Annotated in this window: 15 protein-coding genes and 1 riboswitch; of the genes, 8 read left to right on the top strand and 7 right to left on the bottom strand. The window is 44.4% G+C overall.

Translation table 11 applies throughout. The features are described from left to right. Positions 1-43: 43 nt before the first annotated feature. Entirely contained in the window at positions 44-1,225 is a 1,182-nt protein-coding gene (locus H735_RS04125) for an MFS transporter (protein WP_020197633.1), read from the bottom strand. 101 nt (positions 1,226-1,326) lie between these two features. Between H735_RS04125 and H735_RS04120 the strand changes: the two genes are divergently transcribed. Both H735_RS04120 and H735_RS04115 read left to right on the top strand, forming a co-directional pair. After that, positions 1,327-2,103 carry an AraC family transcriptional regulator gene (locus H735_RS04120; protein WP_020197634.1) on the top strand — a complete coding sequence of 259 codons (777 nt, stop codon included), beginning with the start codon at positions 1,327-1,329 and terminating at the stop codon, positions 2,101-2,103. Positions 2,104-2,357: 254 nt separating this feature from the next. Further along, complete coding sequence (locus H735_RS04115) at positions 2,358-2,741, top strand: hypothetical protein (RefSeq protein ID WP_009704311.1); 384 nt, start codon at positions 2,358-2,360, stop codon at positions 2,739-2,741. A 143-nt stretch (positions 2,742-2,884) separates the two neighbouring features. On the opposite strand, the gene H735_RS04110 is transcribed toward H735_RS04115, so the two are convergent. Both H735_RS04110 and H735_RS31300 read right to left on the bottom strand, forming a co-directional pair. Beyond that, positions 2,885-3,619 (bottom strand): chromosome segregation ATPase, encoded by a 735-nt coding sequence (locus tag H735_RS04110; protein WP_020197635.1) that lies wholly within the window; start codon positions 3,617-3,619, stop codon positions 2,885-2,887. Positions 3,620-3,650: 31 nt separating this feature from the next. Then, positions 3,651-3,809, bottom strand: a complete 159-nt coding sequence (locus tag H735_RS31300; protein ID WP_005434065.1) for a hypothetical protein — start codon at positions 3,807-3,809, stop codon at positions 3,651-3,653. Positions 3,810-4,339: 530 nt separating this feature from the next. Beyond that, a riboswitch (glycine riboswitch) is annotated at positions 4,340-4,441 on the top strand. 116 nt (positions 4,442-4,557) lie between these two features. Between H735_RS31300 and H735_RS04100 the strand changes: the two genes are divergently transcribed. From H735_RS04100 to H735_RS04080, 5 genes are all read left to right on the top strand, one after another. Beyond that, positions 4,558-5,934: an alanine/glycine:cation symporter family protein gene (locus H735_RS04100; protein ID WP_005446084.1), complete on the top strand. Its 1,377-nt coding sequence runs from the start codon at positions 4,558-4,560 to the stop codon at positions 5,932-5,934. A gap of 449 nt (positions 5,935-6,383) precedes the next feature. Further along, positions 6,384-7,133 carry a winged helix-turn-helix domain-containing protein gene (locus H735_RS04095; protein ID WP_027726821.1) on the top strand — a complete coding sequence of 250 codons (750 nt, stop codon included), beginning with the start codon at positions 6,384-6,386 and terminating at the stop codon, positions 7,131-7,133. Further along, complete coding sequence (locus H735_RS04090; protein ID WP_005443522.1) at positions 7,130-7,591, top strand: hypothetical protein; 462 nt, start codon at positions 7,130-7,132, stop codon at positions 7,589-7,591. The genes H735_RS04095 and H735_RS04090 overlap by 4 nt, the downstream gene beginning before the upstream one ends. A gap of 516 nt (positions 7,592-8,107) precedes the next feature. Further along, positions 8,108-9,580, top strand: a complete 1,473-nt coding sequence (locus H735_RS04085; RefSeq protein WP_020197637.1) for an aerolysin family beta-barrel pore-forming toxin — start codon at positions 8,108-8,110, stop codon at positions 9,578-9,580. 221 nt (positions 9,581-9,801) lie between these two features. Beyond that, positions 9,802-10,470: a ParA family protein gene (locus H735_RS04080; RefSeq protein ID WP_020197638.1), complete on the top strand. Its 669-nt coding sequence runs from the start codon at positions 9,802-9,804 to the stop codon at positions 10,468-10,470. Between the two features lie 100 nt (positions 10,471-10,570). Here the strand turns inward: H735_RS04080 and H735_RS04075 are convergent, their stop codons facing one another. Both H735_RS04075 and H735_RS04070 read right to left on the bottom strand, forming a co-directional pair. Continuing rightward, entirely contained in the window at positions 10,571-11,137 is a 567-nt protein-coding gene (locus H735_RS04075; RefSeq protein WP_020197639.1) for a hypothetical protein, read from the bottom strand. Further along, positions 11,137-11,772, bottom strand: a complete 636-nt coding sequence (locus tag H735_RS04070) for a LysE family translocator (RefSeq protein WP_020197640.1) — start codon at positions 11,770-11,772, stop codon at positions 11,137-11,139. Before H735_RS04070 ends, H735_RS04075 begins: the two co-directional genes overlap by 1 nt. Before the next feature lie 268 nt (positions 11,773-12,040). Between H735_RS04070 and H735_RS04065 the strand changes: the two genes are divergently transcribed. Continuing rightward, the gene (locus tag H735_RS04065; RefSeq protein WP_020197641.1) at positions 12,041-13,519 is read left to right on the top strand and encodes a carboxypeptidase M32; all 1,479 of its coding nucleotides are present in this window, start codon (positions 12,041-12,043) and stop codon (positions 13,517-13,519) included. A gap of 92 nt (positions 13,520-13,611) precedes the next feature. On the opposite strand, the gene H735_RS04060 is transcribed toward H735_RS04065, so the two are convergent. Together H735_RS04060 and H735_RS04055 are read right to left on the bottom strand one after the other, a co-directional pair. Beyond that, positions 13,612-13,911: a DUF3861 domain-containing protein gene (locus H735_RS04060; RefSeq protein ID WP_020197642.1), complete on the bottom strand. Its 300-nt coding sequence runs from the start codon at positions 13,909-13,911 to the stop codon at positions 13,612-13,614. Between the two features lie 20 nt (positions 13,912-13,931). Then, positions 13,932-14,426 (bottom strand): DUF2798 domain-containing protein, encoded by a 495-nt coding sequence (locus tag H735_RS04055; RefSeq protein WP_020197643.1) that lies wholly within the window; start codon positions 14,424-14,426, stop codon positions 13,932-13,934. Between the last annotated feature and the right edge of the window lie 20 nt (positions 14,427-14,446).

The following is a 14,446-nucleotide window of genomic DNA, read 5'->3' as shown; positions in this document are numbered from 1 at the left end:
CATCACTTATGCAGAATTTGCACAAATCAAAATACGTTCAAAGTCACTGTGCGAAGTCAGGTTGTTCTTCGGTGTGCTTACGTGAGGAAGGCATCATCATTGCGCTCAGTGATGCAAGCCCCATCCCACCAGCAAGGATGAAATACATCAATGCAAACTCTTGTGTATGAGAATAAGTCGCTGCGATAAGCCAATACGCGATAGGTCCAGTACTAAAGCTTAATGTGTACTTAACGGCGTAGATTCTCGAGCGCCATTTCACATCGGAATAACGGCCAATAAGCCAATCGTTCACTGGTATTTGCGCGTATGTACACAGCATCAAACCAATAAACACAAGAACCAATGACCATTCATGAGTAACCGTCGCTAATAGGAGGAATAACAGTTGCCCACCAGCAATGCAGGCGAGCAGCTTCTTGATATCAACGCGATCGAGCAACTCACCCACAACAAGCTGAATGAACGCAGCACAAACAAAAATCGATGTGGTTAATGTGCTTGAAAGGCTCAATGATTGGCTAAATTGTGCATCCATAATTTTAGGTAACGAGGTCGTCGTAGATTGAAAGACCAAACCACCAAAGAAGACAACCACCGCAGCACAAGCGAACAGCACTTTGAGTTGTCGCAAAGACATCGTTACGTCGTCACATCGACGTTTCGCATGTTCGATATCAGTAACACCTTTCGATGCATACCAGTACACGATGCCAGTTAGTAAACACACAAGGCCTGGAACATAAAATGCGGCTTGCCAAGAGAACCATTGGCACAACAAAGCGGTTCCTATTGCAGCAAACGCCAAACCTAAGTTACCTGCTAATCCATTTACCGCGATAGCCCTGCCGGTTTTGTTTGCAGAGCTAAAGATAAGTGCGATACCGACGGGATGATAAATCGCGGCAAACAAGGCTATGGCACAAAGCCCCAATCCCATTTGCCATGGCGTTTGCGCGAGAGTGGTAAGAAACGCAGAGGTACCCATCCCGAAGTAGAACACGAGCATCATGCCTTTTCGGCTCCAACGATCCGCCAACCAACCAGCAGGCAAGGACATCACACCATAAACCAGCATTGCCCCGCTCCCCACTTGGAGCAGCTCTGCGTAACTCATGTCCCATTCTTTATGCAGCGTTAGTACGACAGAAGGAAAAATGAGCAAGAAATAATGATTAAGCGCATGGCCCACATTGAGGACACCTGAGTGAAAGGAACGGTTCATCTCGACTCCAAACCAAATAACGGATAGCTAATTAATGACAAGCTCAGTTTATCTGGCTAGCATTTGGCGTATAGATTCTATCAAGACAGGTTACTGCTCAAATGAGCCAAAACATCAAAGCCATCAGTTTGGACGACAGGATCAATTGCTTAGAAGCGGTGGTCATTCCCAAGCACTACCCCAATGGACACGTCATTGATTGGCATTGCCATCAGCACAACCAATTGGTGTACGCTAGCAGTGGTGTGATGGCGGTCGAGACAGAATCTAAGCTATGGGTGGTTCCACCTCAAAGAGCGGTGTGGATCCCGGCGCATGAGAGCCACAAGGTGTACATGTATGGCGATGCGGCAATGAAAAACGTCTACTTGTTGCCGAGCATCGACACTGAACTGCCAAACCAGAGTGATGTTCTCAACGTGTCGCCAATGCTGCGTGAGATGATCATTCACCTTTCAGAGCAACCAGCCGATTCAGCAAGTACAAAGGCGTATTGGCATATTGTTCAAGTTCTGTTGGATCAGCTGAAAGTCGCGCCGCAAGCGTCTATTCAGATCCCTCTTCCCAACAATGCCAAGCTTGGACAGGTTTGTAACTCACTATTGGATGAGCCTGCGGATAATCGTTCCTTAAAACAGTGGGCAGAAGAAATTAACGTTAGCAGTCGCACTTTGAGCCGCTTGTTTCGCAACGAAGTTGGCATGTCTTTCATCGAGTATCGTCAACAAGCGAGATTGTTCCACTCTCTTACATTGTTGGCGCAAAACCTACCGGTCACCACCGTTGCAATGGAGTGCGGTTTTACCAGCGTGAGTGCTTTTAATCATCTATTCAAACAAAGCTTTGGGGTGACGCCAGGTCGCTTCTTCATGAATTAATGTTGAATATTGAGAACCGATAACGCCACATTTGATCCACTCAGAGAGCAATCGAACACTCATAACACCTGACTGACCTATCTTCTGAAGATTCTACTAAACACGCAATTTGCGTACTTAGTCACTAGCAAGGCGTAAATAGTCAGAAAAATCGTTTAATAATGTGCTTTTTAGGCATTCCCATTCAGACTTCAATAAATTAGACTCAAGCGAATGCCCAAGAAGTTTGAATTATTGATAAAAAAGGAATGCCAATGAGCTCAAGTATGATCCTTAATGAATCGCTGATTGTAAGTGGCCGAGATATCCCACTAAAAGAATTGTTGTATGCGAAGCGTGTACTTGATAATTACATGGCAGTGGCAAAAGAAAGTAGCCCGTTAGAACTGCTAACCGAAATGAAGTCTGCGGCAAAACAAGTAGAGTACTTCACCACCGATGATAACCCTTGCGAAGCGCGTAACGTCATCAGCAGCATGATTGATGAAATCGACAGTGCTGAGACGTTTGATGCATTTAAAACGCTGGCGGGTAAACCTTCTCAAGCACTTAACGAACTGATTGAAGATCGTGCTCAGTTGATCAAGCACGAGCGTGAATTGCTGTTGGCTTCAGGCTACGATGCATCTCGCATCTAATCCTAGGTAGTTGTTGTAGCAAAAAATAGTTCTAGCGAAAATCGCACATAAAAAAGGAGCTCATTGAGCTCCTTTTTTGTTTCTGAATCTTTGAAAATATTGTTTTAAAAATCTGAAGATCGTAATCGCTCTACGCTTTGACGCTACAGCCCCATGTCTTCAGTGATTTCTTTAATCTGTTTCAAGTCCATCTTGTGAACTTCGATGAGCTGGTCAACTTGGCTGAGTCGTGAATTCGCTTCATCGTGTTTGTCACAGGCGTCAGATTTCACATCCCAAGACTTACCTTCTAAGAAAACATCACACTCTTTCTTCAGCGTTTCGATTTTCGGTAACAGCGCTTGGCGTTCTTTCTCTAGTGACTCAAGCTCTTGGGAGATTTGCAGCTCTTTACGGAACACTTCACGTGAACGTTCAAACATGGTCGCTTGCATGTCTGCTTGACGGTTAAGTTTGTCGTTCTCGCTCTTGGTCGTGTTCAACGTTGCTTTCTGTTCTTTCACTTGAGACTCAAGCGACAAGTTCACTTTCTCCACTTCAGTCAGTTGCTCTTGAAGTGCTTTGAGTTCCGCTTTGTGCGCTTCTTCTTTCTCTGCCAACAGTGTCGCGACTTTAGCGTCGATTTCTTTATCTAAGCCCGCTTCACGTGCTTTTACTTGAGAGACCAAGTTCGTTTTGTCTTGTGCCAGTGCTTGGTACTTTTCTTCCAGCACTTGATAGGTCGACTCCCACTTGCTTGCTGTCATTGCAGAACCAGCCAAACCACCGAACGCTAAACCTAATACGGCCGCAATCGCGATATAAATGTGAGTACGCTTATCGCGCTCCTCAATGACAACTACTTCGTCTTGGTCTTCAATATTATTTTGAGAAGTCACCGTATCTTACTCCAAGGACTCTACTGGTTTGCTAGCGAGTGAGTTCCGCAATCATGATTGACGCGGTATAAATTAAGAATGCGCCGATCAAGGTAATCACGGTCGCCTTTTGGACTTTTTCATTGGTACGATAACGAAATAGCACAAACGCTACTCCAATCAATACCGCTATGGCTAACAATCTGGTCATACCGTCTCCTTGTCCAATAATAAGAACTTATCCGATTCCATAGACAGTTGCGCAAGGAATCATTGTAACCTATTTCTACGTAGCTTACGGTCAACTTAGCGTAGATTTTGAAGCGATTGCTCCCGTTTTGATCAATTTTCTGTTCTAAACTGAACAACTTATCACCAGCCTAGAGAACTCTCATCAAATCCTACCATTGGTCTCTCCCCTTCCATACATACCAAGAATGACCAACATAGAGAGTTATTTGTTCAATTAATCAGCAAGTCTATGAAACTAAGACAACAAAACCCGCATAATGTGTTGAAAATAAATCTTCATTTGGGTGTTGAAATGGTAACAAAACATGATAGAGTTCACACGTTAATGGTGACCAGCATCATTAACTAACCTTTACTCATTTGATTGAGTAAATGTTCCGATGAAGACTGCAGGAGAGTGGTTATTAACCAAATTTTAACATTTGGTTAGAGTAACTCGCCGAAGAATTAACTATTTCAGGTGCTACCTTGGTAGCGGGGACTGTAGTTGGAGGAACCTCTGGAGAGAACCGTTAAATCGGTCGCCGAAGGAGCAAGTCCTGCACATGTGTGCGGGGTGAAACTCTCAGGCAAAAGGACAGAGGAGTGGAAAGTAACAACCTAACTATTTGGCGTTCCCGCCTTATTTTGAATAGCATGGCTATTCGAGATCTTTGATCTCGTCCTTTCCCTCTTCTCCTTATTAGTTGTTTTATTAAGGGGAAATCATGAACGACCTACAATCTTTACTTCAAACCATTGATAACTTTGTCTGGGGTCCACCACTGCTGCTTTTGCTCGTGGGTACCGGTGTTTACTTCACTTTTAGCCTAGGCTTGATCCAATTTAAACATCTACCAACTGCGTTAGCGATGGTATTCAGTAAAGATAAGTCATCTGATAAACAGGGTGACGTTTCTAGTTTTGCAGCGCTATGTACTGCGCTGTCTGCAACCATTGGTACAGGTAACATCGTTGGTGTTGCTACCGCAATCAAACTTGGTGGCCCTGGTGCCCTATTCTGGATGTGGCTTGCTGCCCTATTCGGTATGGCAACCAAATACGCTGAGTGTCTTCTTGCGGTGAAATACCGTCGTGTTGACGACAAAGGCCAAATGATTGGTGGTCCTATGTACTACCTGCAATATGGTGTTGGCTCGAAAGCGCTGGCTATCATGTTCGCGGTATTTGCATTGGGCGTTGCCTGTTTTGGTATCGGTACCTTCCCACAAGTAAATGCGATTCTTGATGCAAGCGAGATTTCTCTTGGTGTAAACCGTGAGCTGTCGGCTTTCATCCTGACACTGCTAGTGGCATTCGTTACATTGGGTGGTATAAAGTCGATTGCGAGCGTAGCAGGTAAAGTGGTTCCAGCAATGGCTCTATTTTATGTGCTAGCGTGTTTGAGTGTGATCATCATGAATGCGGACCAATTGCTAAACGCAGTTGAGTTGGTGTTGGTGTCTGCATTCACTTCAACCGCAGCAACTGGTGGTTTCTTGGGTGCAAGTATTATGCTGGCAATCCAGTCTGGTATCGCACGTGGTGTATTCTCAAACGAATCAGGTTTGGGTAGTGCGCCAATGGCAGCCGCAGCAGCGAAAACGGATTCTTGTGTTAAACAAGGCCTAATTTCAATGACGGGTACCTTCTTCGATACCATCATCATTTGTACCATGACAGGTCTTGCTTTGATCCTTACGGGTGCATGGCAAAGTGACCTTGCAGGTGCAGCGATGACAACACACGCATTTGCCGTTGGTTTGAACGCAGAGACATTAGGCCCAATGCTGGTGTCTATCGGTCTTATGTTCTTCGCGTTTACCACCATTCTTGGCTGGAACTACTACGGTGAGCGTTGCGTTGTGTTCCTATTCGGTACCAAAGCTGTGCTTCCATACAAACTGATTTTCGTTGGTTTGGTAGCATCTGGCGCGTTCCTTCACCTTGATATGATTTGGCTACTGGCCGATATCGTAAACGGTCTGATGGCAATTCCTAACCTTATTGGTTTGATCGCTCTGCGCCATGTAGTGTTGGAAGAAACAAAACTCTTCTTCAAGCCGTCATCTCAATCGGATGATTTTGATGCAGTGAAAGCATAATCCAAGCTAGAAACTTTAAGCCCGCTGACTCAGCGGGCTTTTTTATCTACCCCTTTCTCGTTATTCCTTTCATTCTATTTAACTCTTCACTTTTTATTTTCCACTCGGCTAATAATTCCTACCAAGTTATCAAATAATTAAACTTATAATGATATGTGTGACAATATTAAATTAAATGTCAGCATCACTGTTATTTAGTAAACCCTAAACCATATTATTGCTGTGTGATTATTTTGGCTCTTTCATTGAAGCTATATCACTAAATGAAAGATTAACATGGCACAAAGTTGATGTTTTACTATGATTATGGTTTCTTCTATCAATAGGTAGCTAACTATTAAAACCATCAAAATAAAAGTGACCTAATTTTAATCTTTATTCATATAACAGAGATGAGTGGTTCTTTCTACTCGTCTCTTTCGCTTTATAATAAAAACAAAAATAATCGTATGATCTTATATAACCCTATTAAAAACACGCTTTCTAACAGCAATAAAACGGTAAAAATTGGGTATCGTGAATCACAAATCCTCACTTTGCTTCTCGAACATTCCCCCGCAGTTGTTGAAAAGCGAGACATTGTGCAATTTGCGTGGGGGAACGAATACATTGGTGAAACTTCGTTGGCGAAGAGCATCAGTGTTCTCAGGCAGACCTTTACCAAAGTGGGAATAAATGAGTCCCCTATCGTTACTGTCCCTAAGGTCGGGTATCGTTTAGTTGAAGGCATCTTGCTGAACGAATGCCTTGTCGCTGCGACTCCACCAGATGAAAAAGTACAACAGAAATCAGTGCAGCAGCCAACACCACCACTGCCGAACAAACATGAAACCAACTATAAAAACTTAGCGTGCTATATCGTTTCACTGGGCATTCTATTTGCGGCCAGTCTAGTAAGTGCGAGTAAGTTTCATAGCAAATACAGTCACCCTCAACGCAACAAAGCCTTAAATGAACACACTGTTGGGACATTAGAGGTGTACACCGATCCCAATACGCAGTTATCAACGCAGCTTGAACATTTGCTGGCTCAACATCAGTGTCATTGCGTGGTTTATATCGAGGAAAACAAACAGTTCTCTGAGTTGTCTTGGTTGAATAAGCACACGCGAAAATCCATCAATGTGTTCTATACGGCAGGTCAGTTCGAACAAGCCTCTCAAGCGATTGGTCAGTTTATTGCGGAGGAAAGCCAATGAAGGCGTATATTGCCGTAGCCCTCTCTTGCGTGGTCTTTTTCGGCGCTTGGAAGCTACCTTGCTATCACGATACCGAAGATAAACGCTATCACCACAGTGTGGTCGATATTCTTCCTCATGAGCACACTGTTCGGATTGATGGCTTAACCCGGGTCAATCACCGCGTTATCACTCATATCGCTTCGTTACAAGACGAATCAATGTCGAACCCCATCATCCTTAGCTTTAAGGGCAAGTCACGCCCTTATTCAGATACGAGCTTGTCAGTCTCTGGCAAAATGAATCTGCTATCGGTGCAAGAAATTCGCCCTGCGTTAAATGATTCGTTTCTTTCGCCCTATCTTGTGCTAAACGATGACCCTATCTATTTTGATATCGAAGTACTGCTTCAAACTGAAACCTTCTCTCTTATCCGAGATAAACAAACTGGCCGCACTAAACTGTTGGCTAAGCGATAAACTTTTCGCTTGAAATAACCCTTTTGATATTCGCCTTGTGATGAGTGAGTTTTATTCGCTTAAAAGTCACTCATTACAAGGCTTCACTCCCTATTACTTCATTTATTTCTAATTAAGTATGAGTAAATTTAATTATTACTAATGTTTAAGTCTGTACTATTAAATTTAAAAAACTTATTCATTAGATTCTGCTTATATAAATTGAGGTGTAAGTTTCGTTAAAATCGTATAAATCATTTCCAAATTCATTCTGACAATATCCAGCCTCGTCATTGAGTAAATATTCTATTTTAATCTTTCATGAATATACCCACCTGCTATTGCTCTTATTTTCAAAAGGCAATCGATTTCATTAGTTGAAAATGACAGATGCAATAATACAACTCACTGATTCGTTACAGTAATAATATTTCAACTATTTTCAGTACTATCAATCCTATCAGCATGGAACAGTAAACCTGTCCTCGAGATCGGGGCACATAAAACAAATAAAAATACAGCCATGAGGGAACGTTCATGCGAAACATCAACATTAGTTTATTGTCCGCCGCCATCCTGTCTACATTCGCAAGTGGTGTAAATGCAAAGATATATCCAGACCAAATCGTCTTCGACCAGTTAGGTGAAGATGTCTGCCGAGCAGGTTATCGTCCACTTGACCGATATGAAGCTGAAGAGCAAAAAAGTGCCCTACTTGCTCGTATGGGTCAATGGCAGATCACGGGCCTCAAAGGCGATTGGGTGATCATGGGACCGGGTTATCATGGATTAATTAAACGTGATACTCCGAATGGCAAAACCTTCTGTTACCCAGACGAAGCACAATCAGAAATCCCGAACTATCCAGCTCGTGCGATTCCTGAAGGCGATGAAATTGATGTTCAATATGAGCTAGTCACCGATCGCTCTGCCTTTGTTCGCCCATTAAGTTATCTTGCGCATAATCTTGGTTACGCATGGGTTGGCGGCAACAATAGCCAATACGTGGGTGAAGACATGAAAGTTGACCGCGTGGGCGATCGCTGGGTGATTCAAGGTAACAACAGTGGCTCTTGCAGTGGTTACCGTTGTGGTGAAAAAACCAAAATCACCGTCGACAACTTTACCTACACACTAAACGATAAAAACTTCTGGCATGGTGATGTGGTTGAATCGGATCGCGAGCTTGTTAAAACCATCACCGCCATGGCGAGAAACTACAGTAACACACCGCAGCAAATCGTAGTGGATTTGAAACTGGACGAGTCTACCAACTGGTCGAAGACCAACAGTTACGGTTTCGCCCAACAAGTGAAGACAGAAAACGAGTTCAAATGGCCATTGGTTGGTAACACCAAACTGAGTATTACGCTTGAAGCAAACCAAAGCTTCTCAAACTCAAACGGCGCATCCACCAGCGAGCAAGTGACACTACAAGCTCGCCCAATGGTGCCTGCGAACTCTGAGTTGCCAGTCCGTGTTGAGTTGTACCGCTCTACCATCTCTTACCCATATCGATTCAATGCCGACGTTAGCTATGACGTGAACTTCTACGGATTCCTTCGTTGGGGCGGCAACGCATGGCATACACACCCAGACAATCGTCCATACCGAAGCCACACCTTTACCATGGGACGTGGCAGCGATAAATCGGCGGATATTCGTTACCAATGGGATCACCGCTACATTCCGGGTGAAGTGAAATGGTGGGATTGGAGTTGGGCAATCAAAGAAGCAGGTTTGAGCAGCATGCAATACGCCACAGGCGCGAGCTTACGACCTTTCTACTCGTACGTATCCGGTGATTTTTATGCGGAGTCTCAATACGCAGGCACCATTGAAATTGGCCAAGCGAGTCCTCTTGGAATCAGCACGCGCTCAGCGAACGATTTGCCGCAAGGTAACACTCAGCGCGTGGGCGATGTAGAAGTTACCACCAACTTTGATGCTAATGAGCTAAGCGCACTTGGGTTTGAAGGTGCAGAGATGACCGTTCAGGCAGCAAACTAACACTCAATAATAATAACAACGAATCACCAACAACTTGCCCGCGACTCCCCATCGCGGGCTTTTTTACTAATTTCAGAACACTCTTTGCTTTGAGCACTGATGAAATAAGGGAAAACGAGCTTCAGAATAAGCATTAGCAAGGAATGATTTTATGGGATGCCAACCAATTAAGTTAACAAATTGTACATAATGCCCTGATTTAGTAATTTGGGGAAAACAGTTTGCTGCCGCTTGTAAAACAACGCCAAACCAGTATCGCTTACTCAAAAGCGAAAAAGATCATCGTCTTAAATCTCAAAGGTGGTGTGGGAAAGTCGACTTTCTCTGCCAGTTTGGCCAGCAAACTCATCGGAAATGGACATACGGTAGAATTGATAGATTTCGATAAACAGCAATCTACCAATCGCTGGGCCGATGGCATCGATGCACTACCGAATCAGAGCTATAACCCTTCCCTTCGCAGTTTGTCTAATATTGCTGTAACGCTTAAGGTCAGTAACGCGACAGATTACGTGGTGATCGATTCTCCGGCCAACTTCTCAGAGAGCGACTTAGTGCGTTACCTTAGATACGTCGATTACATAGTCATACCAATGCAACCGTCACCTATTGATTTGCATGCATCGTTGCCATTCATCAACACGCTAATCGAGAAACACATCTTTAAGTCTCGCCAAATCAAAATTGGTTTTGTCATCAACCGATGTGTTCATCAAGACGAAAGGCTCGATCGCGTTATGCGTCTTTTGCGCTTCTTCCGCCAGTTCAAAACACTAGGCATCATGAGCGAGTCCGAAGTGTATCAAAAACCTTTCATGGACAAAGAGTTGGTTGACGCAAGGAACGTTGACCCAATCCTGTGGGATAACGTGATTAAGTGGTTAGAGTAAAAAGCTTCATGCTTATGTAGCACTCAACCTCCAGACAAATAAAAAGAGACAAGCATCGACGCTTGTCTCTTTTTGTTCTATTCAAAGTTTCACCAGAAACTTAATCTCGCAACCATTGGTGCTCTTCACCATCACCTTGCTTATTAAAGAAAGAAGAGTGTTGCTGCTTGAACTGGTCCGCTTTTATCTCAGAAATCGGCCATTGACTGAAGTCTTCGCGAATGAAGTCATCTTCAATACCAAACTCTAGGCTTCTTAGCTTACTGCCAACAAAGCGATAAATGTAGCTCTCTCCCGAATCTTCACAAAGCATAGGAACATGAGACATCGGCTGACCATTCACCGAAACAGACACCCATTTACTGCTCTCAGGCTTACACGCTTCTTGGTTAACCACATCAATCTCGAATTTGTTGTCTAGTGTGGTTCCTACAAATACTGCGGTTGACTCTTTTAAGTAAACGCGACGTAACAGTAACTGTTTGGTATCTTGTGTGCGCGTGGCTTGGATGCCATTGGAAAACGGCTCAAAGTAAGCCCAGTGCCAATCCCACCTCATTCCTTTCTCGGCGAAGTTCAACTGGGGAACCGTCTTCCATGCGACAACTCCGACTAAGGCGACGATGAAAAGAACTAAAGCGATGACAATTCGAATAAGAACACGCATTAGGCTGGTTTTTCTACAAGTAGTTTAATACCAAGCGCCACAAGCACAGCACCCGTTGCCCCTTCCATCCACTTCATGAAGCTCGCGTTTTTCAAGAGTGTTTTTGCTGAGTTCAAAGCGCCAGCCAAACCACATTGCCATACCATCGCAATAATAAAGTGGATTGAAGCCATCATCATTGATTGTAACAACGGAGAACCTTCAGGGTTAACAAACTGAGGCAAGAAAGCGAGATAAAACACGGCGGTTTTTGGGTTCAATACATTAGAAAGGAAACCTTCGCGGAACGAGCGTTTGCCACTGTAAGCTTGATGCGCTTGCTCAGAAACCGCAATGCCGCCATTTGTCTTCATCAGTGCACGTAGGCTGCTCAAACCAAGCCAAATTAGGTAAGCGGCGCCCACCATTTTCACCATTTGGAACAGTTCAGCAGATTGAGCAAGAACGGCAGAAATACCTACGGCAGAAAACAGCGCATGAACAAATAGCCCGAAACAGATCCCCAAGCTGGTTGTACAACCATCTTTAAGACCTGCGCGGCTTGTATTGCGAATCACCAATGCGGTGTCCAATCCCGGCGTGAGCGTCAAAATCGTAATGGCAATAAGAAATGCCTCAAAATTTAAAATATCCATATTCTTTTAGTAAGTTGTTGTGTATCACCCATCAATACCGTCAATCCGCTTGATTCGCAAGCAACTTTTGCGGTGTGCTATACAAGTGACTGAATTTGTGCACAATAGACCTGCATTATTTGTTAATAAATCGTAAATTAGACACACTTCTCTATCGGCATTGTCTTGATGCTGCCTTTTTCTCTGCATCGGTGTCGAGAGATATGAACGTACGTTCAAGGACCCCATTTGGGGCGTTTAAGGAAAGAACATAACAAAGAGTAGTCACATGAGCGCATTTCAAAAACTCGTCGAACATTCAAAAAAAGTATCTAACTTTGGTCACCTATCTGCAATCGTAGGTTGGGATCAAGCTGCCGTCATGCCAGCAGGTGGTGCGGAAGCCCGCTCTAACGCGATGGCTGAACTAGAGGTGCATATGCACTCTCTTATGACTCAACCTCATTTAGGTGACCTGTTTGCACAAGCAGAAGAAGAGTCATTATCAACGCAAGATCAAGCCGTACTGCGTGAAATGAAACGCGATTGGCAACAAGCAAACCTGCTGCCTGAATCTTTGGTGCAAGCACAGTCACTAGCAGGCTCTAAATGTGAGCATGCTTGGCGTACCCAACGTGGCAATGACGATTGGGTTGGCTTCGAAAAGAACTGGGCTGAAGTGGTTAAGCTTTCTCAAGAAGAAGCTCAAATTCGCGCAGAAGCGACCGGCACGTCACCTTACGACGCAATGCTAGAACTGTACGAACCAGGCACAACGTCTGCGTCTCTAGACGTGCTATTTGCGGACGTGAAAACCTGGTTACCATCAATGATTGATGAAGCCATCGAAAAGCAAAAAGCCAACAACATCCTGCTTCCGAACGGTCATTACCCTGCTGAAAAGCAAAAAGCACTGGGTTTGGAAGTCATGAAGCTGCTTCAATTCGACTTCGAACATGGCCGCCTTGATGAAAGTGTTCACCCGTTCTGTGGTGGCGTTCCTACCGACGTCCGTATTACCACCCGTTACGATGAAAAAGAATTCGTACAATCATTGATGGGCATCGTGCATGAAACAGGTCACGCGCGTTATGAGCAAGGTCTTCCAAAATCGTTAGCAGGCACAATGGCTGGCCAAGCTCGTTCAATGGGCATCCATGAGTCTCAATCTCTGTTTTTCGAGATGCAAGTGGGTCGCAGCCAAGCATTTGTTGAGCACCTTGCTCGTCTGGCTTCTAACCATTTTGAAGGTCCTGAGTTCGCCCAAGACAACTTGTCGAAAATCTACACGCACGTAGAAAAAGGCTTTATCCGCGTTGACGCTGACGAACTGACGTACCCTGCTCACGTTATCCTACGTTACGAGATTGAACGCGACTTAATGAACGGCGTGATCAAGCACACTGACGTTCCAGAGTTGTGGAATGAGAAGATGAAGGCTTATTTGGGTCTATCGACAGAAGGCAACTTTAAGAACGGTTGTATGCAAGATATCCACTGGACAGATGGCGCCTTTGGTTACTTCCCATCATACACGCTTGGCGCAATGTACGCGGCGCAGTTTATGGCGGCAATGCAGAAAACCGTGGACGTAGATAGTGCGATTCGCTCTGGCGATCTGTCGCCAATCTTTACTTGGTTATCAGACAATATCTGGAGCAAAGGCAGCCTGTTCTCGACCGATGACTTGGTGACGCAGGCAACAGGTGAAGTGTTAAACGCGAAACACTTCAAAGCACATCTAGAAAGCCGATACTTGGGTAAATAACTTTCGCCAAGTCATCACACGAAAAAAGGCTGGTTTAATACCAGCCTTTTTGTTTGCGCTAGAGTCTACTCAAAGCGCTCAGAAGCTTATAATTAAGCTAGATTACGCTTCACCGTACTCTTCATGTTTTGCATGAAGTTTCTGAAGTGTGGCATGAAATCAGCAAATAACGGATGCTTGCGATCTTTCATCATCACAGGACCAAGCAGACGAAGTGCAACACCAACGCGTGTCGCATCTGCAGGTTCTAGCCCGCTGCCCTGGCCGATCTTATCTACGATGTTCAACATGTCTTCGCGATCTTGAACTTCAAAGCTCAAGCTTTTTGCTTCACGGCCTTCCTCTACGTTTACTTCTTCAATAGTAATGCGGTAGTGGTTGTCTTTTCTCATCTCATTTCTCCAATCAATATTCACTCGCTTTTTAGAAAGCGTTCAATCTTTGGCTTGATGGTCATGGATGTAATGGTCATCAACACCATTGCTACAGGTAACGCAGCGAAAAGTCCTTTTAACCAAGCAGATCCAAATACGGATACGTCCTCAAACCCTATGTTGTTAGCGGCGGTGATAAACGCCATAACGGATTCCATAATCAGCGCCATAAAGACACCAACCACAAGGTTCTTCTGCTTTTCACTGGCGCGGCTAAATAGTTTGCCAACCAGTTTGGTCATTAGCGTCATCATCACCATACCCGTTGGCATAAGGACGACAATCGCCATCAAGAATGAGCGCAGCCAATCGCTGAAGAAAGAATCGGAATAGCCTACGTTCATGTAAGTCATCACGCCTGTCAGCGTCCCTCCCATTAGTGTCATCATCCCTAATACAACAGCAATTTTATGAATCAGTGGCGTCTTCGCCGGTTGTGTCAGTTCATTCGACATGGTCAAGGATTCTGTCATTCAATTCTCGCTCTTGAAGT

The sequence above is a fragment of the Vibrio owensii CAIM 1854 = LMG 25443 genome (genome assembly GCF_000817815.1).
Classification (GTDB): Bacteria; Pseudomonadota; Gammaproteobacteria; order Enterobacterales; family Vibrionaceae; genus Vibrio; species Vibrio owensii.
This window is presented reverse-complemented; position numbering and strand designations above follow the sequence as displayed.